Below are 23,931 nucleotides of genomic sequence, written 5' to 3'. Positions count from 1 at the left end.
TTGGGGGCTGAGCTTTATGGCTCGAGGGCGCGATGGCAGCAGAGTCGGCCGCTGTCGTCGAAGACGATCCCGCACTGCTCGATCAGCCGCTCGCGCAGTCGCTGCCTGGCGCGACGCAGCCTGGCCTTGGTGGCCGGCAGGCCAAGATCATGGAGAGAGGCGTAATCGGCCTGTCGCAGGCCCTCGAGGTCGCACCGTTTCAGAATGTCGCCATCCTCAGTGGAGAGGTGGGGCAGGGCGAGGGCGATGCAGTCGGCTAGGCTGTCCACGGGATCGGTCGGCTCGACATCGACCGCGACGTCGAGCGGCTCTCCCGCCAGCAGGCGCCCCGAACGACGCTGCTGGTCGATCCACTGATGGCGGGCAACCTTCAACAGCCAGGCCCGTGGCGACTCGAGCTCGCAGAAGCGCTCGCGGTGCGTCAGCGCCTTGGCATATACGCCCTGCAGGAGGTCATCGGCGGCTTCCCGGTCGCCGCAGTGCCTGAGCAGGAAGCGCCTGAGCGCCCGATGATGGGCCTCCCAGGCGGATTCGATGCAGGGCGCAGCCGCCATGGCTACAGCGCCTCCAGTGCCAGGGCGATGCCCTGCCCGCCGCCGATGCACAGGGTAACGATGCCGCGGCGTTCGCCGTTGCGCTGCATGGCATGCAGCAGGCGGGTGGTCAGCACCGCGCCGCTGGCGCCGATAGGGTGGCCGTGGGCAATAGCGCCGCCCTCTGGGTTGACAATCTCTTGCGGCAGCCCCAGTTCGCGCTGGCAGGCCAGGGCGATGGCGGCGAAGGCCTCGTTGATCTCCACCCGCTCCAAGTCGCTCACCGACCAGCCGGCCCGCGCCAGCGCCTGCTTCACCGCTGGCACCGGACCGATGCCGAAGTAGTCGGGCTCCACGGCACCGACGCCGAAGGCCACCAGCCGGGCCATGGGGGCGAGGCCCTGCTTCTCGGCCCAGTCGCGCTCGGCGACGATCATCGCCGCCGCGCCGCTGTTGAGCCCCGGGGCGTTGCCGGCGGTGATGGTACCCTCCTTGCGGAAGGCGGGCTTGAGCCTCGCCAAGGACTCGGCGGTGGTATCGCCGCGGTTGTGTTCGTCGCGGGCGAAGGTGGTGGTGCCCTTGCGGCTGGTAAGCTCCACGCCGGCGATCTCGGCGTCGAAAAGGCCGGCCTCCTGAGCCCTGGAGAAGTTCAGCTGGGAGCGCAGCGCCCAGGCGTCCTGGTCGTCGCGGGAGATGGCGTAGCGGCTGACCAGATCCTCGGTGTGCCAGCCGGAGTGCTTGCCGCTGAAGGCATCGTTGAGACCGTCGAGCAGCATGGTGTCGTGCATGGTCACATCGCCCATGCGCGCCCCCCAGCGGCCCTGGGGCAGCACATAGGGCGCGCGATCCATGTTCTCCATGCCGCCGGCAATGGCGCAGTCGGCCATGCCGCTCCAGATTTCCATGGCGGCGCTGGCGATAGCCTGGGCGCCGGAACCGCAGACACGGTTGACGGTGAGCGCCGGTACCTCGACGGGCAAGCCGCCGGCGATGCCGGCCTGGCGTGCCGAGTTCATCTTGCAGCCGGCCTGGATGACATGCCCCATCACCAGCGACTGCACCTTGTCGGCGGCGAGCCCCGAGCGGGAGAGGGTCTCCTGGATGACCCGCGCGCCCAGGTCCGGGGCGGGTGTGTCCTTGAGGCTGCCGCCATAGGTACCGATGGCAGTGCGGACGGGGTTACAGATGACGACATCGCGGGCTGACATGGGCGCTTTCCTCGTGGCGTGGAAGAATGGGTCTTGCTCGGCCATGCAATCAGCTATAGCACCGCCTCGTCCGCCGGGCTATGACCCATATCAAGCCAACTCAGTGGGCATCACGAGGGACTATCAGTACGGGACATTGGGCGCCCCGCGCCATGGCCTCGGCAGTGCTGCCGAGCAGCAATTCCTGGATACGGTTGCGCCCTCGCTTGCCGATCACGATCAGGTCGGCGTGTTCGCGTTTGGCCTCCTCGATGATGGCGCGTCGTGGGTCGCCGTCCAGCACACGAGTCTCGAGGCTCTCGATGCGTTCGGCGATACTGTCCAGGTGGCGCTGGGCGTCGGCGATCTCGCGATCGCAGCCCTCGGACGCGCAGGTGGCGGTCACTGCCAGGCGGCGCTGGAACTGCGGGGCGAGCCGTGCCGCCAGGGCCTCTGCGCCACCCACGGCATCGGAACCGTCGGTGGCAAGCATCAGCAGCCGGGAGTCGGCACCGACCAGCTCGTCGGCCACCGGCTCGAGCCACAGCGGCTGTGCGGTCAGGCGGGCGGCATCGAGCGCCGTGCTGCCGAGGAAGAACTCGTGCAGGCGGTTGTGGCCGCGGCAGCCCATCAGCAGCAGGTCTGCGCCCCGCTCGCGGGCGGCCTCGGTCAGGGCAGCGCCGGGTTCTCCGCTGCGTACCTCGGTGTCGATGGTGAGCCCCGGAGCAGCGAGATCGCCGGCCAGCTCGGCCAGCTTCGCCTCATAGTGGGGGCGATGGGTCTCCTCGGGGGTGGCGGGGTAGCGCGAGCTGAGCACGTGGACCAGCGTCACCCGCTCGGCCCCCCAGGCGCTCAGCGCCTTCAGGCGCGCCTGCAGCAGCGGCCAGGCGGGGGAGAAGTCCACGGCGACCAGGATGTACTTGAACATGGTGTTACTCCTTGGAACGGGTGGGGGAGGCCCCATCCACGAAGAGATGCCTGAGGCCCAGGAAACCTTCCACGTCGACCCGCAGGCCCTGGTCGATCAGCGTCGGATCGATGTACAGCGTCAGCCCCTCGAGCTCGAGGCGCGTATAGCGCGCCGGCGCATCCGGCGGCCCGGCCTCGGCCACCGCGATATCGGCCCCGCCGCCACAGCAGCCGTGGCGGGGCGAGAGGCGCAGCGTGGCCACACCCCCTTGCTGTTGCAGCCACTCGCGGGCCCGGGCGGTGACCTCGATGGCCATGGCTCAGCCTCGCGCCTCCGAGGTGGTCGCAGCGTCGCCCGCCGGAGCGCCGGCCGCCGGGAAGTGGCTGCGGGTATTGTTGGCGATGCGCACCAGGGCCAGCATCAGTGGCACCTCCACCAGCACGCCCACCACCGTGGCCAGGGCGGCGCCGGACTGCAGGCCGAACAGGGCGATGGCGGCCGCCACGGCCAGCTCGAAGAAGTTGCTGGCGCCGATCATCGCTCCGGGGGCGGCCACGTTGTGGGGCACTTTCCAGGCCTTGGCCCAGCCGTAGGCGATGAAGAAGATCAGGAAGGTCTGGATGATCAGCGGGATGGCAATCAGCACGATATGCAGCGGCGCCTCGAGGATCACCTCGCCCTGGAAGGCGAACAGCAGCACGAGGGTGATGATCAGCCCGATGGGCGTGATCGGTCCTACCTTCTTCATGAAGACGTTGTCGTACCACTCGATGCCGCGGCGGGCGATCAGGGTGCGCCGGGTCAGGTAGCCGGCCGCCAGCGGAATCACGATGTAGAGGAAGACCGACAGGGCCACGGTGTCCCAGGGCACCTGGATATTGGAGACACCGAGCAGGAACACCACGATGGGGGCGAAGGCGAACAGCATGATCAGGTCGTTGAGGGCGACCTGCACCAGGGTGTAGGCGGCATCGCCACGGGTCAGGTAGCTCCAGACAAATACCATGGCGGTGCAGGGGGCGGCGCCGAGCAGGATGGCGCCGGCCAGGTACTGGCTGGCCAGGTGCTCCGGAATCAGTGGGCGGAACACCACCATCAGGAAGAACCAGGCGATGGCGAACATGGTGAAGGGCTTGATCAGCCAGTTGACCGTGGTGGTGATCACCAGCCCCTTGGGCTGGCGGCGCACGCCGAGTACGGCCGAGAAGTCGATCTGCGCCATCATCGGGAATATCATCGCCCAGATCAGGATGGCCACCGGAATCGATACCTGGGCATATTCGAAGCGCGAGAGCGTCTCGGGCACCGTCGGAGCAAACTGGCCCAGTAGCACGCCGGCGACGATGGCCAGCGCCACCCACACGGTAAGGAAGCGTTCGAATAGGCCCATACCCGCTGTAGCGCTGGGCGCCTGAGTGTCCTGGTTTGCAGTCATGGCAACATCCGCAGAGAAGGAGCGAAGAGGTCGTTTGGCTCTCTTGGCGTACGCCAAGTTTGCCAAGCATTATATGTGGATTACCGTATATCCTCAATCCGTCCCGATACTCAGTCAGCGCTCGGCGCATTGCGCTGTGAAGGATCGCGAGCGAAGGCAGGAGAAACCCGGTTGGGATCCTTCAGCTCCCGCTGGCGTGCCGCTGCTTCGCTCCACCACTCGAGCTGGCCCAAGGTGCGGCCGAAATAGCCGTTCCAGCGCTCGGCATCGTCAGGGAAGTTGCCGTCCGCATCGAGTGCGTCTTGGGCGCGGGGGACGTGAACCATTGCTGACACGGGTAGGCAACCCAGCTCAGCGAGAAAGGTTCGCATGGCTACGGCGGCACGGGCGCCCCCCCACTGACCGGCCGAGTAGGTAACGATGGCGCTGGGCTTGAAGGCGAACAGCGAACTGCCGAAGTGGTTGAGCAGATGGGAGAGTGCGGGGCTCATCGAGTGATTGTACTCGGGGCTCACCATCACATAGCCGTCCGCCCGCTCGATCTTCTCCGCCAGGACAGCCAACTGCTGCGGAACCTTGGACTTGCCATAGGCAAAATGCGGCTTGAAGGTCGGGGCCAACTCGATGTCGAGCGGGTCGATCAATTCCACCTCATGACCGCTCTCGCGCAGCAATGCCACACAGGCAAGGGCGACACGAAGACCGAGCCTGGCGGGTGCGGGTGGGGTGCTGTCACGTGCCGAGCCGAGGAAAACCAGGAAATGCGGCATGCGGAACTCCTTGTATTTTCATAATCGGATGCTTGTCACTCTACCGGGTTCGCGCCAATGTACCCTCTTTGCTTGTAGCAGGAGAGGCTCTTGTCTGTTGCGCATTTGCGGCTCGATGGCGTTGGCATTGGCACGCTGAATGAGATCGAACTCCATATCGAGCCCGGCGAGGTCGTTTGTCTCTCTGGCGCCAGCGGTTCGGGCAAGAGCCGGTTGCTTCGTGCAGTGGCCGATCTTGAGCCCCATGAGGGCGAGGTGTGGCTGGGGGGGGAGGCGCAATCACAGGTGCCCGGCCATGCCTGGCGGCGCCGGGTAATGATGGTGCCGGCCGAGAGCCAGTGGTGGGCCGAACGCGTCGGTGAGCATCTGCCGCGCCCGAATGACGCGGACCTCGCGGCACTCGGCTTCGAGCGTGACGTGCTCGACTGGGAGGTGGCGCGACTCTCCACCGGCGAGAAGCAGCGTCTCGGGCTGCTGCGCGTCGTCAGCCGTGAACCTCGTGCGCTATTGCTCGACGAGCCCACGGCCAACCTCGATACGGAAACCGGCGAGCGCGTGGAAGCCTGGCTGACCGCGCGCCTTCGCAAGCGCGGCTGGCCAGCGCTGTGGGTCGCCCACGATCACGGACAGATCGCACGTGTGGCCAGCCTCCACTGGCGAATCTCGAACGGTTGCCTGGAGCGGGTGGGGGTCGTATGAGCGTGATCGAACTTTCCTGGTGGCAACTGGCGCTGGCGGCACTGATGGTCGTGCTGCTTGCCGGCTGCACGGCCGCCATGCGGCTGGGCATGAGCCGCAGCCTGCTGGTCGCGGCACTGCGTACCGTTGTGCAGCTGGCGCTGGTCGGCCTGGTGCTGGAGGCATTGTTCTCCGCCGAGCGATTGCTCTGGGTCGTGATGATGGCGCTGGCGATGCTGCTGGTCGCCGGACGCGAAGTAATGGCGCGGCAGAAGCGTCGCCTGCTGGGTGGCTGGTCCTTTGGCATCGGTACGTTGTCGATGTTTCTCTCGTCCTTCACCGTCGCCGTCCTGACACTGACCGTGATCATCGGCCCCGAGCCGTGGTATCGCCCCCAGTACGCCATTCCGCTGCTGGGCATGATGCTCGGCAATACCATGACCGGCGTGGCCCTGGCGCTGGATCGCCTGACCGACACGGCTTGGCGCCAGCGCGCCGTGATCGAGAACCGCCTGATGCTCGGCGAGCCCTGGCAGGTGGCCATCGGTGACATCCGGCGCGAGGCGATGCGCAGTGGGCTGATGCCGATGATCAACGCCATGGCGGCCGCGGGCGTGGTCAGCCTGCCAGGCATGATGACCGGCCAGATACTTGCCGGTACCGCGCCGGGCCTGGCGGTGAAGTATCAGATCCTGATCATGTTCGCGATCACGCTGGGTACCGGTTTTGGCACCCTGGCGGCAGTGGCGGTGGGCAGTCGACGCTTGTTCGACAAGCGCGAGCGGCTTCGGCTCGACCGGCTTTCGATGCCCCGATAACGAATAAAGCCCGCTTCGGTACCGAAGCGGGCTTGGTTCGCGCTGGGACGCCGCTCAGTCGATCAGCTCGATCGCCACGGCGGTGGCCTCACCGCCGCCGATGCACAGGCTGGCGATGCCGCGCTTGCCGCCCTTGGTGCGCAGGGCGTGGATCAGGGTAGCGATGATGCGCGAGCCGGTAGAGCCGATGGGGTGGCCCTGGGCACAGGCACCGCCGAAGACGTTGACCTTGCCATGGGGAATGTCGAGTCCATCCATGGCCAGCAGGGTAACCACGGCGAAGGCTTCGTTGATCTCGAACAGGTCAACGTCGGAAACGCTCCAGTCGAGCTTCTTCAGCAGTTTCTCGATGGCGCCTACCGGGGCGATGGTGAACTCGCTGGGGTGCTGGGAGTGGGTGCTGTGACCCAGCATGCGAGCCAGCGGCTTGGCGCCGAGCCGGTCCGCCGCCGCCTGGCTCGACAGGATCAGCGCCGAGGCGCCGTCGGAGATCGAGCTGGAGTTGGCCGCGGTGATCGTGCCGTCCTTGGCGAAGGCGGGGCGCAGTGTGCGGATCTTGTCGAGCTTGGCCTGGAACGGCTGCTCGTCGTGCTCGACGACACTCTCCCCCTGGCGGCTGGTGACGGTGACAGGCGCCATCTCGGCGTTCAGGTGGCCGGCGTTGGTGGCCTCCATGGCGCGCTCGAGCGAGGCGATGGCGAAGTCATCCAGGCGCTCTCGCGAATAGCCGCGCTCGGTGGCGATGTCCTGGGCGAACACGCCCATCAGCTTGCCGGTCTCGGCGTCCTCGAGGCCGTCGAGAAACATGTGATCCTTGAGCTCGCCGTGGCCCAGGCGATAACCGGTGCGGGCCCGCGTCAGCACGTGCGGGGCGTTGGACATCGACTCCATGCCGCCGGCGAGTATCACCTCGCCGCTGCCGGCACGAATCAGGTCGTGGGCCAGCATGGTCGCCTTCATCCCCGAGCCGCACAGCTTGTTGATGGTAGTGGCGCCGATGCCGTCGGGAATGCCGGCCTGGCGCATGGCCTGGCGGGCCGGGCCCTGCTTGACACCGCCTGGCAACACGCAGCCCATGATGCCTTCGTCGATGGCGCTGGATTCGATGCCGGCGCGCTCGATAGCGGCGCGAATGGCGGTGGCGGCAAGCTCAGGGGCCGTGAGGCTTGCCAGGCTGCCCAGCATGCCACCCATCGGCGTGCGGGCAGCAGAAAGAAAAACGATATCGTTGGGGCTGCTCATGGTGACGGTCTCCTGTCGAATCTTGCGTTGTGCTTGTCGTCATCGAGAGCCGGCCATGACAGGGCTCTCGGTCATCTCGTGGGCATGCTCTGCAGTCTGTTGCGTTGACCTGCTAGCGCCGCTGTGCTTTTCTCAAGATCAACCAAGCAAGCGCTAGTGTAAACCCGATGAATGTCGTTAACGAGTCCCCTCGCCGTAAGGAATTGACCCGCCTGGCTGCCCAATTGTTCGTTCAGGAGGGCTTCGACCGCACGACGGTGCGAATGCTCGCCCAGGAGATGGGCATCAAGTCCGGTAGTTTGTTCCATCACTTTCGCGATAAGCAGGAGATTCTGGCGGCCGTCATCGAGGAGGGCACCCAGAATGCCCTCACGCTGGCTCGACAGGCCCTTGAGGAGTGCGGCGATTCGGCCAGCGAGCGCCTGCATGCCATGGCACGTGCACATCTGGAGACGCTACTGACCGACCGTAACGCTCACGTAGTGGCGCTCTACGAGTGGCGACGGCTGGACGCTGCGGCGCGCGACCATCTGAGCCACCTGCGCGATGCCTACGAGGCGCTGTGGGAACGGGTCATCGACGAAGCCCTGGAGGCCGGGCTGGTCCATGGTGACCGCTTTCTGGTATCGCGTTTCGTCATGGGTGCCTTGAACTGGACGGTGCGCTGGTACGACCCTGAAGGACCGCGCAAGCCCGAGGACCTGGCCCACGAGCTGGTTGCCATGATTGCCCCTTCCACCCACGTCCCGCCTGGGCAGTCGACCAAGGTCTAGCCCAGCTCCCTCCTCTCGGGGGTTGCCCTGCCCACGCTTTGCTTCTAGCTTGTACCGAGCGCTTGCTAGGTTGACGCTTACGTCAACTGCATCTAAAGCAGAAGGAACGACCGAGAGCCAGCCCGGCGACCTGCCAAAGTCTGGCGGGTCCCAACAACAAGCACAAACCGGTACAAGAGGGCAGTCCATGAGCACCCAACAGCTTCCCGAGTATTCCGCGTATCTGGAGCGTTTCTCCATCGATGAGGTCATCGCCCGGCTCGATGACCATGGCGATGGCAAGTTCAACGCCTTCGAGTCGTGCTGCGGTCGTCACCTGCGCGCCGGTCGCGGCGAGGTAATGGCGCTAATCCACGAGGACACCCAGGGCAACGTGAACCGGCTCACCTATGCCGAGCTCGAGGAAAGGAGCGCCAGGCTTGCGGGCTGGTTCGCCGAACGCGGACTTGGTGTGGGGGATCGCATCGCCTGCATGCTGCCGCGCTCGCCGGAACTGCTGGTCGCGGTCCTGGCCACTTGGCGCATCGGCGCGGTCTACCAGCCGCTCTTCACCGCCTTTGGCCCCGATGCCGTCGATTATCGCCTGGGGCGTGCCGATACCAGGCTGGTGATCACCGACCATGCCAACCGCTTCAAGTTCGACGGCCTTTCCCAATGCCCGCCGGTGCTGGCTGTGGGCGGCCCGAGCGAGGGGCACGCTGCGGACCTCGACTGGAGCGGAGCGTTGTCGCACTCGCCGGTACAGGCCAATCCGCCGCGGCTCCCACCCGAGGCGCCCTTCCTGCAGATGTTCACCTCGGGCACCGTGGGCAAGCCCAAGGGGGTCGCGGTGCCGCTCTCCGGCATGCCCGCCTTCGCGCTCTACATGGAGCTCGCCATCGACCTGCGCGAGACTGACCGTTTCTGGAACATGGCCGACCCCGGCTGGGCCTACGGCCTTTACTACGCCATCGCCGGGCCGCTGCTGCTGGGCGTGACCACGCATTTCTGCGAGGCGGGTTTCAGCGCCGAAGGTGCGCTCGCGTTCATGCACCGACATCGCATCACCAACTTCGCCGCCGCCCCCACCGCCTACCGCCTGATGAAGGCCTCGGGGCTGTTCGACGATGCCCACCGGAGCCTCGAGTTGCGTGTGGCCAGCTCGGCCGGCGAGCCGCTCAATACCGAGGTGGTGACCTGGGTCGAGCGCTCCCTGGGCTGCCCGGTCATGGACCACTACGGCCAGACCGAAACCGGCATGACCTGTTGCAACCACCATGCTCTAGAGCATCCCAAGCACGTCGGCGCCATGGGGGTTCCGATGCCGGGCTATCGCCTGGCTATCCTCGATGCCGAGTACAATGAACTGCCCCCGGGGGAGCCGGGCGTACTGGCGGTGGATATCGAGCGCTCCCCGGCCCACTTCTTTGCCGGCTATACCTGGCAGGAAAAGCATCCCTTCGCCAACGGCTACTACCTGACCGGCGACGTGGTGATCCGCAACGAGGACGGCACCTTCCAGTTCGCCGGTCGCGACGACGACATCATTACCACTGCCGGCTATCGGGTGGGGCCCACCGACGTGGAAAATACCGTCATGACCCATCCGGCGGTAGCCGAATCCGCCGCGGTGGGGCAGCCCGACGAGATTCGCGGCGAGATCATCAAATCCTATATCGTGCTGCGCGAAGGCTTCGAGGCGAGCGACGAACTGGCCGATGAGATCCGCCAGCGTGTGCGTGAGCGGCTCTCGACACATGCCTTCCCGCGGGTGATCGAGTTCGTTGACACCCTGCCCAAGACCCCCAGCGGCAAGATTCAGCGCTTCAAGCTGCGTGCCGATGCCGCCGACAAGGCGGAAGCCGGTGCGCCGGCAGCGAAATGAACCGGGAGATACCTGAATGCAAGTGAAGGACCGTACGTTTCTGATCACCGGCGCCGCCTCCGGACTGGGGGCGGCCACCGCCGAGCGCCTTGTCGCAGGCGGTGGCCGAGTCGTGCTCTGCGACCTCAGCGATGCCGTCGAGACCCATGCGGAAACACTCGGCCAAGCCGCCCGCGCGGTGCGCGGCGACGTGACATCGGCCGAGGACATGCAGGCGGCGGTGGACGCCGCCGTCGCGCTCGGCGGGGAGAGTGGGCTGGCCGGGGTCGTGCACTGTGCCGGCGTGGTCAGCGTGGCCAAGCTGGTCGATCGCGAGGGTAACCCCGCCGACCTCGAGGCCTATGCCCGCACCGTGCAGATCAACCTGGTGGGAACCTTCAACGTGATGCGCCTGGCCGCTGCTGCCATGGCAGAGAATCCTCCCGGCGCGGACGGCGAGCGCGGCGTAATCGTCAATACCGCCTCAATCGCCGCATTCGATGGCCAGGTGGGCCAGTGCGCCTATAGCGCCTCGAAGGCCGGCGTGGTGGGCATGAGCCTGCCGGCGGCGCGTGAACTGTCGCGTCATGGCGTTCGCGTGATGGCGATTGCGCCCGGCGTGTTCCAGACGCCCATGATGAGCGAGATCCCCGACGAGGCCGCCAAGGCGCTGGCGGCATCGGTGCCTTTTCCCAAGCGCCTGGGCCATCCCGACGAATTCGCCCGCCTGGCCGAGCAGATCATCACCAACACGATGCTCAACGGCGAAGTGGTGCGTCTGGATGGCGGTATTCGCATGCAGTAAGCGTTGGCGGCAGTGCCTTGGCAGGTCCTGGTCGGCAAGATAGCGTAGGGCCCATCATGAGACGCAGGACAAGAACAGGGGAACGTCCAAGATGGCCCGCCAGGAAACCGGCTCCGACCTACAGCTCGACAGCCAGCTCTGCTTTACGCTGTACTCCACCTCGCTGCTGATGATCAAATTCTACAAGCCCCTGCTCAAGGGGCTCGGTCTCACTTACCCCCAGTACCTGGTGCTGCTTACCCTGTGGCAAGAGGACGGCCAGGGTGCCGGCGCCATCAGTCGTCGCCTGAAAACCGACACCGGCTCATTGACTCCCGTCTTCAAGCGCCTGGAGGCCGAGGGTCTCCTCCAGCGGGTGCGTAGCCGGCGTGACGAACGCGTCGTCGAGCTGTTTCTCACCGAGCAAGGCAGGGCGCTGCAGGCCCAGGCGCAGGAGATACCCGATTGCGTGGTCATGGCCAGCGGCCAGTCCCCCCAAGAGCTGGCCGAGCTCCAGGTGAGGCTAGAGGCGCTGCGCACGCGCCTGGAGGAGGCTATGCCTTGACCGGCACGCCAGCCAGTCATCGCGGCTGTATTCAGGTTTGCCTGGCGCGCAAGAAATAGCCGCGCTGTTTGTTGGTCCCGTTGTAAATAGGGCGCCATTACATTGACCTAACCTGTTTGAAAAACAGGATTCCTTCTGCTTTCTCTTCTCCTGCACACTGGCTTGGAAGTCTTGTCAGGGTACGTTTTTCGCGAATTCCAGCGGGTACGTTATCGCGAGGAGCTGCGTCGGGTTGGGACGGCGTGAGTTCCTGAAACGAGCGCTTGACTCTCAGTCGCTTGCAGGCTAGTTTCAAACACATGTTTGAAAGCGGTCTCGCCGCCTTCTCGTAACCGGCTTCAGGCGACCTTTTGACTAGGCGACCTTTTGGAGAGTAGAGATGCCCGATTATCAGGCCCCCCTGCGCGACCTTCGTTTCGTGATGGATGAGATGCTGGACTATCCCGCCCATTATGCCCGCCTGCCGGGCGGCGAGGAGGCGACGCCCGACGTGGTGGCCGCCATTCTCGAGGAGGGTGCGCGTTTCGCTCGCGAGGTGTTGTTGCCGTTGAACCAGAGCGGCGATCAGGAGGGCTGCCTGCTGGAAGGCGGAGAGGTCAAGGCGCCCAAGGGTTTCAGGGAGGCCTACCAGCAATTCGTCGAAGGCGGCTGGCCGAGCCTTGCCGCGGACCCCGCGCACGGCGGGCAGGGGTTGCCCCATTCGCTGGCCATGGCGCTCAACGAGATGATCTGCTCCACCAACCTGGCCTGGGGAATGTATCCTGGGCTATCCCACGGTGCCGCCGATGCCCTGCGCCATCATGGTACCGAGGAGCAGCAAGCCACCTATCTCACCAAGCTGGTGGAAGGCGTGTGGACTGGCACCATGTGCCTGACCGAACCGCACTGCGGTACCGACCTGGGCTTGATCAAGACTCGCGCCATGCCCACTGCCGACGGCGCCTACGAGATTACCGGCACCAAGATCTTCATTTCCGCCGGCGAGCATGACATGGCGGAGAACATCGTGCATCTGGTCCTGGCCAAGCTGCCGGACGCGCCGGAAGGTTCCAAGGGAATTTCGCTGTTCGTGGTTCCCAAGTTCATGCCCGACGCCGAGGGCAACCCTGGCGAGCGCAACGGGGTCAGCTGTGGGGCGCTGGAGCACAAGATGGGGATTCACGGCAATGCAACCTGCGTGATGAACTTCGATGCCGCTCGTGGTTTTCTGGTCGGACCGCACAACAAGGGGCTGGCGTGCATGTTCACCATGATGAACGCCGCGCGCCTGGGCGTCGGCATTCAGGGGCTGGGCCTGACCGAGGCGAGTTTCCAGAATGCTCTGGCCTATGCCCGGGACCGGCTGCAGATGCGTGCGCTTTCCGGCCCCAAGGCCCCGGAGAAACCGGCCGACCCGATCATCGTGCACCCCGATGTGCGCCGCATGCTGCTGACCCAGAAAGCCTTCGCCGAGGGCGGGCGCATGCTGGTGCTGTACACCGCCCAGATGCTCGATATCGTCGAGCACGGCCAGGACGCCGCCGAGCGCGAGCGCGCCGAGACCCTGCTCAGCCTGCTGACGCCAATCGTCAAGGCGTTCCTCACCGAGGTGGGCTTCGAGGCGACTAACGAGGGCGTCCAAGTCTTCGGTGGCCACGGCTTCATCCAGGAGTGGGGTATGGAGCAGTTGGTGCGAGACTCCCGCATCACGCGTCTTTACGAGGGAACGACCGGCATCCAGGCACTCGACCTGTTAGGTCGTAAGGTGCTGATGAGCCAGGGCGAGAGTCTGAAGGTGTTCACCAAGGAGATCCACAAGTTCTGCAAAGCCGAAGAGGGCAACGGCGAGCTTGCCGAATTCGTCGGCCCGCTGGCCAAGCTCAACGCCGAGTGGGGCGAGCTCACCATGGGCATCGGCATGAAGGCGATGAGTGATCGCGAGGAAGTGGGCGCGGCCAGCGTCGACTACCTGATGTACTCCGGTTACGTGACGTTGGCCTATCTCTTCGCTCGCGCGGCGAAGCAGGCGCGGGCGGCGCTGGCTGCTGGCAGCGATGACGCCGCTTTCTATGAGGCCAAGATCCATACGGCGCGCTTCTATTTCCAGCGCCTGCTGCCGCGCACCCTGGCTCATGCGCGCATGGTCCAGGCCGGTGCCGAGCCGCTGATGGCGCTGTCACCGGAGGCGTTCGGCCTCGGCTTCGAGATCTGACACAGGGCATCTCTCTCGGTCAGTGCGACTGATCGGTGTCTTGCGGCGGGCAAAAGCCCGCCGCTTTTTTGTTTCCACGAAAAGCGATAGGCGTCAGGCCGGCCGCTGACGGCCGGCCGTGATCGTTTCATTCACAAAGCGTAGAGAGCGGTATATTTCGGTCGACCTCGAAGCCCGAAGGAAGCTCGGCTGCGGGGTCGTGCAGCCAGGCTAGCAGGTCCATTTCGGTACGTTCGCGTCGCGTATAGCGCGTCAGCATGTGATAGCCGTCGGCATAGAGTGCCAGCCGGATGTCCTCATCCAAGGGCAGGCGCTGCAGCAGTGCGCAGTAGGCCTCCATGGGAATGATGTGGTCTTCATCGCCATAGAGAATCAGCGAGGGAGAAGGGAGCTCGGCTGCGGCGTCGAGTGCCAGCCCCATGGTGCGCGTCAGGCCATAGAGGGTATCGACCCGGGCGCTGCGCAATATCAGCGGGTCGTTGGCCAGCCGTCGCTTGATCTCCTCATCGTCGGTGGGCTCGATGCCGAGGTGACGGGTGGTGCGTACCGAGAAGCTGGCCTGGGGCATCAGGCGCACGCCCAACCATAGTCCGAGGCGCTGGTACCAGGGCATGGTCTCCTCGCTCCAGACGGCGGGGGAGATCAGGACGCTGCCGTTCACCGGAGCCGGTTCGTCGGCGGTCATCGCCAGTAGGGTCACGGCAGCTCCCATGCTCTTGCCGAGCAAGTAGAGCGGTGTGTCGGGATAGCGCTCGCGCAGCAGTTGCGCGAGTAGAATGACGTCATCACGCAAGCGCTCGTGGCCGGGCCATAGCCGGCGCTGTTCGGTGGTGCCGAAGCCACGCTGGTCGTGGGCATAGATTTCGATGCCGTGTGCCGTGAGGGCATCGGCCAGGAGCTCGAAGCTGCCGGCATGATCATTGAAGCCGTGAACCGCCAGCACTACCGCCGCAGCTTCGCCCCGGGCTGGCCAGTGGCGCAGCGGCAGACGGTAACCATCCTCGGCAATGACCTGGAAGGGCGTCAGCTGTGGCGCAGTGTGGCCTGGGCCTGGAGACTGCAGTACCGGGGTGGCGCAACCAACCAGCAGGAGTGCCAGCGCGAGGGAAAGCCAGCAGATATCGCCAGGCCGCCTCATGCTGGTGCGGGATAGCCCAGAGAGTGGCGCAGGCGTTCGGCGTGGTTTGCCACCCAGGTTCGGTCGATGGGCCCCCAGTCGGTGATAGCGTACTGTCCGCTGTTGTGGCGTAGGCCCGGGGTGGCCTTGAACTCGCATCGTACGTCCAGCTCCTCGAGTGCCTTGAGCGTATCCTGGGCGGTACGCCGGGGCATACCGGTAGCCGCGACGATCGCCGGCACGCTGGCGATGCCCTGCTCGATCAAGTGGGCGAGATAAAGACGACGATAAAAGCTGGATTGGGTCTTGCTGAGTGCCATGGTATGCCTGCGGTGGATGGCCAGAGGAATGCTTCCGGTTCCTAGCATACGTACGGCGCTGGCTTCCCTCCAGCTGTGGCAGGGTGCCGGAAACGAAAGTGTCTCCTACAGTGAGGGGCAGATGGAGCCAAATGCTATCCCGGCGGAAACCGACCCGTCAGGGTGGAACAGGGAGGAGGCAATGACCGTTAGACAGGTGGACAAAACAGCACTGCTGGCCCAGGTGGGGCGTTGCATGTTCGGCGAGCGCGTGGTGGTCGAGAGCGAGGGCAAGCGCTTCTCGGCCCGCATTCAGCATGTGGGAGCCACAGGCGTGAAAGTCGTACCCGAAACGACCCTGCTGGAACACGAAGGGGAGCCTGGCGACCTCAACGGTGTCACCGTCGCCTATGACGACATCCGCGAAGTGGAGGTAGACGGCATTACCTATCGCTTGGAATAAGGGAGCCGCCCCATGAGGGGCTAGTCGTCTCGCTCCGCATGCGAGGCGAGCCGCTCCAGCGCGCTCTTGAGCCGCGGGTCGTCGACATCGGCGGCACAGGCCGATATCTCGTCGGCGGCAGGTGAGGTGAGTGTGCGAACCTGCCTCGGCGGTACCTTGAGCGGCTTCACGGGCCGTACTTTCAGGCTGAACCCGGTGACTGCGCCGAACGCCGGCAACTGATGCAGGAGCTCGAGCAGGCGCGGCTGCTCGTAACGCAGCCAGGTCAGCCAGACGGCTCGGTCCGTGAGCAGCGTCAGCTTGCCGTCGCGGTAGCCACCCACGTACACGTGCTCACGTACTTCTTCCGGCAAGTGCTCGCGCAGGTGCTGTTGCGCCTGGGCGATCAGTCTCGCCGTACGCATCAGCGGTGCCAGCTCGCCGTTGCCTCCCAAGAGACGAGACATGGGCTGGGCTCGTGAGCGCTTAACCTTTATACTCATGGGCTTGTTTCTCATCCGAACCAACACGCCAAGCCTAGCACGCTCGGAGAACAGCGACAGCATGCCCGCCGCCCAGCCCCAGGAACATAGCGTCGCCAGCCCGTCGGCTGCGACGACGCGCTGCCGACAGCGTTCACGCTGGTGGCTGGCGGGGCTGCTGGTCAGCTGCCTGCTACCGGCAGGCCTGAGCCAGGCCGAAACGTTGCGCCTGGCCGAGCGGGTAGTGCACACCTGCATCCTCGCCCCGACGCTGATGCGCGCCCGCTGCCGCTTCGTGGCTCGCCGGCGTGCCTTGCCCTCCTGGCCGCGTCGCCGCCCTCTGGCCCGGGTGCATCGCGTCGCTCCGCCGCGCGCGACACAGCCGTCGCCTCGTTGGGCAGCCGCCCATGACGTCCTGACCCGCCGTGGTCCGCCTCGCGTTAAACGTTTCTCCGTTGCCACCACAAGCTGCCGGTGACGGCTGGTTCCCGCCAGTCCTGCATAGCGCCGGCTGAACGCGACACGCAGATATGGACGATCCATGATCAATTCATTGTTACGCAAGGTCGTCGGCTCCAAGAACGACCGCGAAGTCAAGCGCATGCAGCGCCAGGTGCTGCAGATCAACGCGTTGGAGCCACAGTTCGAAGCGCTCGACGATGCCGCGCTCCAGGCGCGAACCGAAGAGTTCCGTGAGCGTCTTGCCAAGGGCGAGAGTCTCGATACCTTGTTGCCCGAAGCCTTTGCCACAGTGCGCGAGGCCGGCAAGCGCGTGATGGGCATGCGTCATTTCGACGTACAGATGATCGGCGGCATGACGCTGCATCGCGGACGCATCGCCGAGATGAAGACCGGCGAGGGCAAGACGCTCGTGGCCACGCTGGCGGTCTATCTCAACGCTCTCCCGGGCAAGGGCGTGCATGTCGTGACGGTGAACGATTACCTGGCGCGCCGCGACGCCGAGTGGATGCGCCCGTTGTACGAATATCTCGGTCTCACCGTGGGCGTCATCTACTCGGGGCAGACCTCCGAGGAGAAGCGCGCCGCCTACGCCTGCGACATCACCTACGGCACCAACAACGAGTACGGCTTCGATTATCTGCGCGACAACATGGCGTTTTCGCTGGAGGACAAGGTTCAGCGGGGGTTGAACTTCGCCATCGTCGACGAAGTGGACTCGATCCTGATCGACGAGGCGCGTACGCCCCTGATCATCTCCGGCGCCGTGGATGAAAACACCGAGCTCTACAATGTGGTCGATCGCCTGGCGGCCCAGTTGGAGAAGGGCGAGGTCTCCGAGGATGCCGACGCTCCCGTCAGCGGGGATTTCGTGCTCGAGGAGAAGCACAAGCAGGTCGAGATTACCGAGGCCGGCCACAGCAAGGTTGAAGAGCTGATGCGTGCCGAGGGGCTGCTTGGCGAGGACGACTCGCTTTACGCCGCGCAGAACCTCAACTTGCTGCACCATATGCACTCCGCCCTGCGCGCGCGCCACCTTTACCACCGCGACGTCGATTACATCGTGGCCAACAACCAGGTGGTGATCGTCGACGAGCACACCGGCCGTACCATGCCGGGGCGCCGCTGGTCCGAGGGGTTGCATCAGGCGGTAGAGGCCAAGGAGGGGGTGCCGGTACAGCGCGAGAGCCAGACGCTCGCTTCCACGACCTTCCAGAACTACTTCCGCCTCTACGACAAGCTGGCCGGCATGACCGGGACCGCCGATACCGAAGCCTTCGAATTCCGCCAGATCTACGGCCTGGACGTGATCGTCATCCCCACCAACCGGCCCCTGGTCCGTCGCGATCTCAACGACCTGGTCTACCTGACGGCGGAAGAGAAGTTCGAGGCGATCATCGACGACGTCAAGACCGAAACCGAGGCTGGCCGGCCGGTCCTGGTGGGTACCGCCTCCATCGAAACCTCCGAGTACCTGGCGGGGCTGATGAAGCAGGCGGGGCTCAGCTTCAACGTGCTCAACGCCAAGCAGCACCAGAGCGAAGCCGAGATCATTGCCCAGGCCGGGCGCCCCGGTGCCATCACCATCGCCACCAACATGGCCGGCCGCGGCACCGATATCGTGCTGGGCGGCAATTGGGAAGCCGAGGCGGCCAAGCTCGAGAACCCCACCGAAGAGCAGATCGACAGGTTGCGCGAGGAGTGGCGCGCGCGCCATGAGTCGGTGCTGGAGGCAGGGGGCCTGCACGTGATCGGCTCGGAGCGCCACGAGTCGCGGCGTATCGACAATCAGCTGCGTGGGCGTGCCGGCCGTCAGGGCGACCCGGGTTCGACGCGCTTCTTCCTCTCGATGGAAGACAGCCTGATGCGCCTGTTCGGCTCCGATCGCGTACAGCGCATGATGAAGGCGCTGGGGCTGGAACGTGGCGAGGCCATCGAACACAAGATGGTCACCAACGCCGTGGAGCGGGCGCAGAAGAAGGTCGAGAGTCGCAACTTCGACATTCGCAAGCAACTACTGGAATACGATGACGTGGCCAACGACCAGCGCCGCGTGATCTACGAACAGCGCAACGAGATCCTGGCCGCCGAGGACGTATCCGAGAACGTGTCGGGCATTCGCGACGAGGTGCTCGACCTTGCCGTCAGCGATTTCGTGCCACCGCAGAGCCTGCCGGAGCAATGGGATCTGGCCGGCCTGCAAGAGCATCTTAAAACCGAGTTCAATCTTGATGCTCCGGTGGTGGAATGGTCCGAGCAGGACGAGCGTTTCCACGAGGAGCAGCTGCGTGAACGCCTGCACGAGATGCATCGCCGTATCTACCAGGAAAAGATCGATACCGCAGGCGTCGAGCTGATGCGTCGCTTCGAGAAGCAGATCATGCTGCAAGTGCTCGATACGCGCTGGAAGGAGCACTTGCAGTCGATGGACCATTTGCGTCGTGGCATCCACCTGCGCGGCTATGCTCAGAAAAACCCCAAGCAGGAGTACAAGCGCGAGGCCTTCGAACTGTTCCAGGCCCTGCTGACCAACATCAAGGCCGACATAACGCGCGTCACCAGCCATGTGAAGGTGCGCAGGCCGGAAGAGGTCGACGAGCTCGAGCGGCAGCGTCGCGAGGCGCTGGAGCGCGAGAAAGCCGCCGCGGCGAGTCGTCACGATGCGCTGGAGCTTGCCGAGGGCGAGGCCCAGAGTGCTCCCGCAGCGGCTTTGGCTGCCGATAGCCGGCCCGTGCGCCGCGAAGGGCCCAAGGTAGGACGCAACGATCCTTGCCCGTGTGGCTCGGGGAAGAAGTACAAGCAGTGCTGCGGCCAGCTGAGCTGATATGACCACTGGCGCGAGCGTATGGCTTCGCTCCGTGCGCCTTGCGCTTCATCTCGCTCGACGATTGGGTTGTACCGATTAATTGAGGAGTAGCTTTCCATGGCAGTGGGTGAGACAGACTTTCCGGCCATGCCGGCCATCGAGGGGCTGCGCCTGGGTACCGCCATGGCCGGCATCAAGAAGCCGGGGCGGCGCGATCTCGTGGTGATCGAGATCGCCGAGGGAGCTCGGGTGTCGGGCAGCTTCACCCGCAATGCCTTCTGTGCTGCACCGGTCACGGTGGCCAGAGAAAACCTGGCAGAGTGCCATTCGCGCAGTGAGGGTGCGCGCCTGCTGGTGATCAACACCGGCAACGCCAATGCCGGCACCGGCGAGGTCGGCCTGCGTGATGCCCGTGCCACTTGTGCCGAGCTCGCCAGGCTCGGTGGCGTGGCGGAGAACGCCGTGCTGCCATTCTCCACCGGTGTCATTGGCGAGCCGCTGCCCATGCAGCGTTTGCTCGGCGGGCTGCCGGCGGCGCTGGAGTCGCTGGGCTCTGGCAGCGAGGCCTGGCGACAAGCCGGCGAGGGGATCCTGACCACCGATACACGGCCCAAGGGGGCCAGCGTGACCCTGGCGCTGGGCGATGACACGGTGACCATCAACGGCATCAGCAAGGGGTCGGGCATGATCAAGCCCAACATGGCCACCATGCTGGCCTTCGTCGCTACCGATGCCGCCATTGAACAGCCGTTGCTCGATTCGCTGCTGCGCGAAACGGTGGAACGCTCGTTCAACTGCATTACCGTGGATGGCGATACCTCGACCAACGACGCCTGCGTGCTGATTGCCACCGGGCGTGGTGCCACGGTCGCCAGCGACGAGCAGGTCGCCGTGTTCCGCAACGGCTTGCAGCGGGTCATGACCGAGCTGGCCCAGGCCATCGTGCGCGACGGCGAGGGCGCCACCAAGTTCGTCACGCTGCAGGTGGCGGAGGCGGCGAGCCGCCAGGAGGCGCTGGAGGTGGCCTTTACCGTGGCTCACTCGCCGCTGGTCAAGACGGCGCTGTTCGCTTCCGACGCCAACTGGGGGCGTATCTTGGCGGCGGTGGGCCGTGCCCCGGTAAGCGATTTCGACGTCAATCGCGTGACCATCGACCTTGGAGACGTCCGCCTGGTGGAGCATGGCGGCCGCGCCTCGAGCTATACCGAGGAGGACGGCAGCCGGGTGATGCGCGAGGCGGAAATTACCATCCATATTGCCCTGGGGCGGGGTGGGGAGGGCGCCACGGTCTGGACCTCCGACCTGTCCCACGACTACGTCAGCATCAACGCCGACTATCGCAGCTAGGCGCGTGCCGCGACGGCAGAACCATACTCCCGCGCCGATCGGTCGGTGCGGGCCAAGCGGGTAGGAGCCAATGAACGTAATGGTGAAGAGAAGGGTGCACGTGGCGGCTGCTGCCATCATCAGCGCCGATGGCAAGAAGGCGCTCATCGCTCGCCGTCCCTCCAATGTCGATCATGGTGGTCTTTGGGAATTTCCCGGCGGCAAGCTGGCGCCCTACGAGACCGGGCTTGAAGGCCTCAAGCGTGAGCTCCACGAGGAGTTGGGCGTGGAGATCAAGCGGGCCCAGCCGCTGATTCGCATCCACCATGAGTACCCGGACAAGCATATCCTGCTTGACGTTTGGCAAGTGCACGAGTTCAGCGGTGAGCCGTTCGGACGAGAAGGGCAGGCGGTACGCTGGGTGCCGCTCGATGAGCTGGTCAACTATCCGTTCCCGGCGGCCAACCTGCCGATCCTGCAGGCCGTGATGCTGCCAACCGAGTTTCTGATCACCGCCGAGGAGTCTGATGAGGGCGTCTTCGACGCCTGCCTGGAGCGGGCCTTGGTCGAGGATGGCGTCCGCCTCGTGCAGCTGCGTGCCAAGACCCTCGACGAGGCGGCCTACCTGGCGCGTGCGGAACGGGCCCTGGCGTTATGTTGCCAATATGGCGCCCGTTTGCTTCTGAACGCCGAGCCCGAGCTGATGGAACGGGTCGATGCCCACGGCATTCACCTCACCAGCGAGCGGCTCATGCGTCTTGAGCGTCGTCCCATCGCCGAGGACAAGTGGTTGTCGGCGTCGACGCATGATCGCAAGCAGCTGAACCAAGCTGCCCGGATCGGCTGCGATTTCGTCACGCTATCGCCGCTGCGCACCACGCCGTCGCACCCTGAGGTGGCGCCGATGGGCTGGCACGACTTCCAGCAACTGGTGGAGCGCGCCGCCATGCCGGTCTTCGCCCTGGGCGGCATGACCCGCTTCGATGCCAATCATGCCCGCGCCGTTGGTGCCCAGGGTATCGCCTCGATTCGAGATTTCTGGAAAGCTCCTGGCGCCTGAGCTTGATCGTAACGCTATAAACCCACCGTATGCCAAGCTGCTGCGGTGGGTTTTTCATTACCGTCCGACCAAGCGATAAGCCCTTTTAGGCCTGATGCCTGGATACATCAATCCCGATAACGCCGGGTCAGGTCGCCATAGGCGTCGATGCGGCGGTCGCGCAGGTAGGGCCAGATGCGCCGCACGTCCTCACCGCGTCGCATGTCCAGCGTGACCAGCAGGCGCTCGGCTTCGGTACCGCCGTGAGCCAACAGCTCGCCCTGGGGGCCGGCGACGAAGCTGCCACCCCAGAAGTCGATACCATCGCCGACGCCGGAGTGGTCCGGCTCGTGGCCGACGCGATTGGCCACGATCACCGGCACCCCGTTGGCCACGGCATGGCTGCGTTGGATCAGGGTCCAAGCATCCTTCTGACGCGCTTTCTCGGCGTCATCGTCGGACGGGCTCCAGCCGATAGCGGTGGGATAGAGCAAGACTTCGGCGCCGGCCAGCGCCATCAATCGTGCCGCTTCCGGATACCACTGGTCCCAGCACACCAGCAGCCCCAGTCGACCCACCGAGGTGTCAATGGGCTGGAAGCCCTGCTTGCGGCTGTCGTCCTGGTCGCCGGGAGCGAAGTAGAACTTCTCGTAGAATCCAGGATCGTCCGGGATGTGCATCTTGCGGTAGACGCCCACCTGGCCGCGGTCACAGTCGTAGACCACGGCAGTGTTGTGATAGAGCCCGGGGGTACGGCGCTCGAACAGCGAGCCGACCAGCACGATGCCGAGTTCGGCCGCCAGGGCGGCAAGCCGCTGCCCGGTGGGGCCGTCCAGCGGCTCGGCCAGGTCGAACAGCTCGGTAGCCTCGTACTGACAGAAATAGTGCGTGGCATGCAGCTCCTGGAGCAGCACCAGCTGGGCACCGGCGGCCGCCAGCTCGCGAATGCCGGCTTCGCTCTCCGCCAGGCTGCGCTCCTTGTCCGGCCAGGCAGATTGCTGGACCAGGCCGACCTTGAGGGTGCGGGTCATGATGTTTCTCCTTGCTGTGTAGCGGCGCTCACGCTGCCCCGTGGGAGCTGCATGGTGAGGCAGTGCAGGCTGCCGTGCTGGCGGATCACGCTCAGGCAATCGATCGGCACGATGTCGCGGCCCGGAAACGCCTTGGCCAGGGTGGCAAGTGCCCGGCTGTCGGCGGCATCGCCATAGACAGGTACAAGTACCGCAGAGTTCACGATAAGAAAGTTGGCGTAGGTGGCCGGCAGCCGGTGGCCGTCCTCCGGGTCGAAGCAGGGGCGCGGCCAGGGTAGCGGCACCAGGCGATAGGGCTCGCCATTGGCGCGGCGAAACGCCCTTAGCTCGGCTTCCATGGCGGCCAGGGCCGGGTAGTGCGGATCGGTTTCGTCGTCGCAGCGAACATAGGCGATGGTGGCGGGATCGCAGAAGCGCGCCAGGGTATCCACGTGGCTATCGGTGTCGTCACCCTCGAGGTGACCGTTGGCCAGCCACAGCACCCGTTCGATGCCGAAGTCCGCCTTGAGCATGGCCTCCATCGTGTCGCGGTCGAGGTGCGGGTTGCGGTTGGGGTTGAGCAGGCAGGCCTCGGTGGTGAGCAGGGTGCCTTCGCCATCGGTGTCGATGGCGCCGCCCTCGAGAATGATGTCGTGGCTTTCTACCGGGCAGGCGTAGACCCCGGCCTCGGCCAGGCGACGGGTCAGCCGGTTGTCGCGTCCGGCCTCGAACTTGCCGCCCCAACCGGTGAACACGTAGTCGAGAAGGACGGGCCTGCCGTCGCGTTCGATGGCGATGGGCCCGTGGTCGCGCGCCCAGGTATCGTCGGCCTCGACCACTGCCAGCTGCAGGCGCGAGGCGTCGACCCCGAGATTGCTGAATCGCTGTTCGAGGTGGGCTTGGGTGGCGACATCGGGAACGGCGATCAGCACGCTCTGGTAGCGCGCGATGGCCACCGCCAGTGCTTCCATGGTGGCCTCGATGCGTTCGAGCAGCGATGCCCAGTCGCTGGTCGGGCTGGGCCAGGTGAGCTGGACGGCATCCTGCGGATGCCATTCGGGAAGCAGGCGGTTGGCCATGGTCGTAAGCCTCGTGAGTCGCGTCATGGGCGGTGTGGGCACCGAGTCGCGCAATGTAGGGTCGTACCGCCAATGTTGCAAGCCTCAGGCAACCCACACGCACCCGATGCAGCGCAGCGCAAAAAAACGTACCATGGCCACCT

General features: G+C 65.3%; 24 protein-coding genes. 12 read left to right on the top strand and 12 right to left on the bottom strand.

Features of this window, described 5'->3' with window-relative positions:
• Nucleotides 1-14 precede the first annotated feature (14 nt).
• The 6 genes from ACOJCM_RS02490 to ACOJCM_RS02465 all read right to left on the bottom strand — a co-directional run bounded on the left by ACOJCM_RS02490 (nucleotide 15) and on the right by ACOJCM_RS02465 (nucleotide 4,835).
• A complete protein-coding gene (locus ACOJCM_RS02490) occupies nucleotides 15-554 on the bottom strand; it encodes an RNA polymerase sigma factor (protein ID WP_445210488.1) in 540 nt (179 codons plus the stop codon).
• 2 nt (nucleotides 555-556) lie between these two features.
• Nucleotides 557-1,741, bottom strand: a complete 1,185-nt coding sequence (locus ACOJCM_RS02485) for a thiolase family protein (protein WP_445210487.1) — start codon at nucleotides 1,739-1,741, stop codon at nucleotides 557-559.
• 100 nt (nucleotides 1,742-1,841) lie between these two features.
• Entirely contained in the window at nucleotides 1,842-2,648 is an 807-nt protein-coding gene (locus ACOJCM_RS02480) for a universal stress protein (RefSeq protein WP_445210486.1), read from the bottom strand.
• Nucleotides 2,649-2,652: 4 nt separating this feature from the next.
• Nucleotides 2,653-2,946 carry a CC/Se motif family (seleno)protein gene (locus ACOJCM_RS02475; RefSeq protein WP_445210485.1) on the bottom strand — a complete coding sequence of 98 codons (294 nt, stop codon included), beginning with the start codon at nucleotides 2,944-2,946 and terminating at the stop codon, nucleotides 2,653-2,655.
• A 3-nt stretch (nucleotides 2,947-2,949) separates the two neighbouring features.
• Nucleotides 2,950-4,065, bottom strand: a complete 1,116-nt coding sequence (arsB, locus tag ACOJCM_RS02470) for an ACR3 family arsenite efflux transporter (RefSeq protein ID WP_445210484.1) — start codon at nucleotides 4,063-4,065, stop codon at nucleotides 2,950-2,952.
• Between the two features lie 110 nt (nucleotides 4,066-4,175).
• A complete protein-coding gene (locus ACOJCM_RS02465) occupies nucleotides 4,176-4,835 on the bottom strand; it encodes an NADPH-dependent FMN reductase (RefSeq protein WP_445210483.1) in 660 nt (219 codons plus the stop codon).
• A gap of 90 nt (nucleotides 4,836-4,925) precedes the next feature.
• On the opposite strand from ACOJCM_RS02465, the gene ACOJCM_RS02460 reads away from it, so the two are divergent.
• Both ACOJCM_RS02460 and ACOJCM_RS02455 read left to right on the top strand, forming a co-directional pair.
• The gene (locus ACOJCM_RS02460; RefSeq protein ID WP_445210482.1) at nucleotides 4,926-5,534 is read left to right on the top strand and encodes an ABC transporter ATP-binding protein; all 609 of its coding nucleotides are present in this window, start codon (nucleotides 4,926-4,928) and stop codon (nucleotides 5,532-5,534) included.
• Entirely contained in the window at nucleotides 5,531-6,331 is an 801-nt protein-coding gene (locus ACOJCM_RS02455) for an ABC transporter permease (protein ID WP_445210481.1), read from the top strand. The genes ACOJCM_RS02460 and ACOJCM_RS02455 overlap by 4 nt, the downstream gene beginning before the upstream one ends.
• A 54-nt stretch (nucleotides 6,332-6,385) precedes the next feature.
• On the opposite strand, the gene ACOJCM_RS02450 is transcribed toward ACOJCM_RS02455, so the two are convergent.
• Complete coding sequence (locus ACOJCM_RS02450; protein WP_445210480.1) at nucleotides 6,386-7,573, bottom strand: acetyl-CoA C-acyltransferase; 1,188 nt, start codon at nucleotides 7,571-7,573, stop codon at nucleotides 6,386-6,388.
• Nucleotides 7,574-7,740: 167 nt separating this feature from the next.
• Between ACOJCM_RS02450 and ACOJCM_RS02445 the strand changes: the two genes are divergently transcribed.
• The 5 genes from ACOJCM_RS02445 to ACOJCM_RS02425 all read left to right on the top strand — a co-directional run bounded on the left by ACOJCM_RS02445 (nucleotide 7,741) and on the right by ACOJCM_RS02425 (nucleotide 13,729).
• Complete coding sequence (locus ACOJCM_RS02445; protein WP_445210479.1) at nucleotides 7,741-8,346, top strand: TetR/AcrR family transcriptional regulator; 606 nt, start codon at nucleotides 7,741-7,743, stop codon at nucleotides 8,344-8,346.
• 187 nt (nucleotides 8,347-8,533) lie between these two features.
• A complete protein-coding gene (locus ACOJCM_RS02440) occupies nucleotides 8,534-10,210 on the top strand; it encodes an AMP-binding protein (protein WP_445210478.1) in 1,677 nt (558 codons plus the stop codon).
• Between the two features lie 16 nt (nucleotides 10,211-10,226).
• Nucleotides 10,227-10,994 carry an SDR family NAD(P)-dependent oxidoreductase gene (locus ACOJCM_RS02435; RefSeq protein WP_445210477.1) on the top strand — a complete coding sequence of 256 codons (768 nt, stop codon included), beginning with the start codon at nucleotides 10,227-10,229 and terminating at the stop codon, nucleotides 10,992-10,994.
• Nucleotides 10,995-11,085: 91 nt separating this feature from the next.
• On the top strand, nucleotides 11,086-11,538 hold the full coding sequence (locus ACOJCM_RS02430; protein WP_445210476.1) for a MarR family winged helix-turn-helix transcriptional regulator: 453 nt from the start codon (nucleotides 11,086-11,088) through the stop codon (nucleotides 11,536-11,538).
• A 379-nt stretch (nucleotides 11,539-11,917) separates the two neighbouring features.
• Nucleotides 11,918-13,729, top strand: a complete 1,812-nt coding sequence (locus tag ACOJCM_RS02425) for an acyl-CoA dehydrogenase C-terminal domain-containing protein (protein ID WP_445210475.1) — start codon at nucleotides 11,918-11,920, stop codon at nucleotides 13,727-13,729.
• 127 nt (nucleotides 13,730-13,856) lie between these two features.
• Here ACOJCM_RS02425 and ACOJCM_RS02420 read toward each other — a convergent pair whose 3' ends face one another.
• Nucleotides 13,857-14,867 carry a lysophospholipase gene (locus ACOJCM_RS02420; RefSeq protein WP_445210474.1) on the bottom strand — a complete coding sequence of 337 codons (1,011 nt, stop codon included), beginning with the start codon at nucleotides 14,865-14,867 and terminating at the stop codon, nucleotides 13,857-13,859.
• Nucleotides 14,864-15,166 (bottom strand): winged helix-turn-helix domain-containing protein, encoded by a 303-nt coding sequence (locus tag ACOJCM_RS02415; protein WP_445210473.1) that lies wholly within the window; start codon nucleotides 15,164-15,166, stop codon nucleotides 14,864-14,866. The genes ACOJCM_RS02420 and ACOJCM_RS02415 overlap by 4 nt, the downstream gene beginning before the upstream one ends.
• Nucleotides 15,167-15,347: 181 nt before the next feature.
• Here ACOJCM_RS02415 and ACOJCM_RS02410 point away from each other — a divergent pair, with 181 nt between their 5' ends.
• Nucleotides 15,348-15,608: a hypothetical protein gene (locus ACOJCM_RS02410; RefSeq protein ID WP_445210472.1), complete on the top strand. Its 261-nt coding sequence runs from the start codon at nucleotides 15,348-15,350 to the stop codon at nucleotides 15,606-15,608.
• A gap of 20 nt (nucleotides 15,609-15,628) precedes the next feature.
• On the opposite strand, the gene ACOJCM_RS02405 is transcribed toward ACOJCM_RS02410, so the two are convergent.
• On the bottom strand, nucleotides 15,629-16,054 hold the full coding sequence (locus ACOJCM_RS02405) for a DUF721 domain-containing protein (RefSeq protein ID WP_445210471.1): 426 nt from the start codon (nucleotides 16,052-16,054) through the stop codon (nucleotides 15,629-15,631).
• A gap of 97 nt (nucleotides 16,055-16,151) precedes the next feature.
• Between ACOJCM_RS02405 and ACOJCM_RS02400 the strand changes: the two genes are divergently transcribed.
• From ACOJCM_RS02400 to ACOJCM_RS02385, 4 genes are all read left to right on the top strand, one after another.
• On the top strand, nucleotides 16,152-16,547 hold the full coding sequence (locus ACOJCM_RS02400) for a hypothetical protein (RefSeq protein WP_445210470.1): 396 nt from the start codon (nucleotides 16,152-16,154) through the stop codon (nucleotides 16,545-16,547).
• A 63-nt stretch (nucleotides 16,548-16,610) separates the two neighbouring features.
• Nucleotides 16,611-19,352, top strand: a complete 2,742-nt coding sequence (gene secA, locus ACOJCM_RS02395; protein ID WP_445210469.1) for a preprotein translocase subunit SecA — start codon at nucleotides 16,611-16,613, stop codon at nucleotides 19,350-19,352.
• A gap of 99 nt (nucleotides 19,353-19,451) precedes the next feature.
• Nucleotides 19,452-20,681 (top strand): bifunctional glutamate N-acetyltransferase/amino-acid acetyltransferase ArgJ, encoded by a 1,230-nt coding sequence (gene argJ, locus ACOJCM_RS02390; RefSeq protein WP_445210468.1) that lies wholly within the window; start codon nucleotides 19,452-19,454, stop codon nucleotides 20,679-20,681.
• A gap of 79 nt (nucleotides 20,682-20,760) precedes the next feature.
• Nucleotides 20,761-21,720 carry a Nudix family hydrolase gene (locus ACOJCM_RS02385; protein WP_445210467.1) on the top strand — a complete coding sequence of 320 codons (960 nt, stop codon included), beginning with the start codon at nucleotides 20,761-20,763 and terminating at the stop codon, nucleotides 21,718-21,720.
• Between the two features lie 107 nt (nucleotides 21,721-21,827).
• Here the strand turns inward: ACOJCM_RS02385 and ACOJCM_RS02380 are convergent, their stop codons facing one another.
• Both ACOJCM_RS02380 and ACOJCM_RS02375 read right to left on the bottom strand, forming a co-directional pair.
• Nucleotides 21,828-22,730, bottom strand: coding sequence for a carbon-nitrogen hydrolase (locus ACOJCM_RS02380; protein ID WP_445210466.1), 903 nt, complete (start codon nucleotides 22,728-22,730; stop codon nucleotides 21,828-21,830).
• Nucleotides 22,727-23,788, bottom strand: a complete 1,062-nt coding sequence (locus tag ACOJCM_RS02375) for an agmatine deiminase family protein (RefSeq protein ID WP_445210465.1) — start codon at nucleotides 23,786-23,788, stop codon at nucleotides 22,727-22,729. The genes ACOJCM_RS02380 and ACOJCM_RS02375 overlap by 4 nt, the downstream gene beginning before the upstream one ends.
• Between the last annotated feature and the right edge of the window lie 143 nt (nucleotides 23,789-23,931).

This window comes from Billgrantia hypersalina, from assembly GCF_052584175.1.
The sequence above is the reverse complement of the archived record's forward strand: the minus strand, read 5'-3'. Positions and strand labels throughout refer to the sequence as shown.

Coding starts and splice junctions, on each gene's coding strand:
- ACOJCM_RS02490 (WP_445210488.1), bottom strand. CDS start 554: ATGGCGGCTGCGCCCTGCATCGAATCCGCCTGGGAGGCCCATCATCGG.
- ACOJCM_RS02485 (WP_445210487.1), bottom strand. CDS start 1,741: ATGTCAGCCCGCGATGTCGTCATCTGTAACCCCGTCCGCACTGCCATC.
- ACOJCM_RS02480 (WP_445210486.1), bottom strand. CDS start 2,648: ATGTTCAAGTACATCCTGGTCGCCGTGGACTTCTCCCCCGCCTGGCCG.
- ACOJCM_RS02475 (WP_445210485.1), bottom strand. CDS start 2,946: ATGGCCATCGAGGTCACCGCCCGGGCCCGCGAGTGGCTGCAACAGCAA.
- arsB (WP_445210484.1), bottom strand. CDS start 4,065: ATGACTGCAAACCAGGACACTCAGGCGCCCAGCGCTACAGCGGGTATG.
- ACOJCM_RS02465 (WP_445210483.1), bottom strand. CDS start 4,835: ATGCCGCATTTCCTGGTTTTCCTCGGCTCGGCACGTGACAGCACCCCA.
- ACOJCM_RS02455 (WP_445210481.1), top strand. CDS start 5,531: ATGAGCGTGATCGAACTTTCCTGGTGGCAACTGGCGCTGGCGGCACTG.
- ACOJCM_RS02450 (WP_445210480.1), bottom strand. CDS start 7,573: ATGAGCAGCCCCAACGATATCGTTTTTCTTTCTGCTGCCCGCACGCCG.
- ACOJCM_RS02445 (WP_445210479.1), top strand. CDS start 7,741: ATGAATGTCGTTAACGAGTCCCCTCGCCGTAAGGAATTGACCCGCCTG.
- ACOJCM_RS02440 (WP_445210478.1), top strand. CDS start 8,534: ATGAGCACCCAACAGCTTCCCGAGTATTCCGCGTATCTGGAGCGTTTC.
- ACOJCM_RS02435 (WP_445210477.1), top strand. CDS start 10,227: ATGCAAGTGAAGGACCGTACGTTTCTGATCACCGGCGCCGCCTCCGGA.
- ACOJCM_RS02430 (WP_445210476.1), top strand. CDS start 11,086: ATGGCCCGCCAGGAAACCGGCTCCGACCTACAGCTCGACAGCCAGCTC.
- ACOJCM_RS02425 (WP_445210475.1), top strand. CDS start 11,918: ATGCCCGATTATCAGGCCCCCCTGCGCGACCTTCGTTTCGTGATGGAT.
- ACOJCM_RS02420 (WP_445210474.1), bottom strand. CDS start 14,867: ATGAGGCGGCCTGGCGATATCTGCTGGCTTTCCCTCGCGCTGGCACTC.
- ACOJCM_RS02415 (WP_445210473.1), bottom strand. CDS start 15,166: ATGGCACTCAGCAAGACCCAATCCAGCTTTTATCGTCGTCTTTATCTC.
- ACOJCM_RS02410 (WP_445210472.1), top strand. CDS start 15,348: ATGACCGTTAGACAGGTGGACAAAACAGCACTGCTGGCCCAGGTGGGG.
- ACOJCM_RS02405 (WP_445210471.1), bottom strand. CDS start 16,054: ATGTCTCGTCTCTTGGGAGGCAACGGCGAGCTGGCACCGCTGATGCGT.
- ACOJCM_RS02400 (WP_445210470.1), top strand. CDS start 16,152: ATGCCCGCCGCCCAGCCCCAGGAACATAGCGTCGCCAGCCCGTCGGCT.
- secA (WP_445210469.1), top strand. CDS start 16,611: ATGATCAATTCATTGTTACGCAAGGTCGTCGGCTCCAAGAACGACCGC.
- argJ (WP_445210468.1), top strand. CDS start 19,452: ATGGCAGTGGGTGAGACAGACTTTCCGGCCATGCCGGCCATCGAGGGG.
- ACOJCM_RS02385 (WP_445210467.1), top strand. CDS start 20,761: ATGGTGAAGAGAAGGGTGCACGTGGCGGCTGCTGCCATCATCAGCGCC.
- ACOJCM_RS02380 (WP_445210466.1), bottom strand. CDS start 22,730: ATGACCCGCACCCTCAAGGTCGGCCTGGTCCAGCAATCTGCCTGGCCG.
- ACOJCM_RS02375 (WP_445210465.1), bottom strand. CDS start 23,788: ATGGCCAACCGCCTGCTTCCCGAATGGCATCCGCAGGATGCCGTCCAG.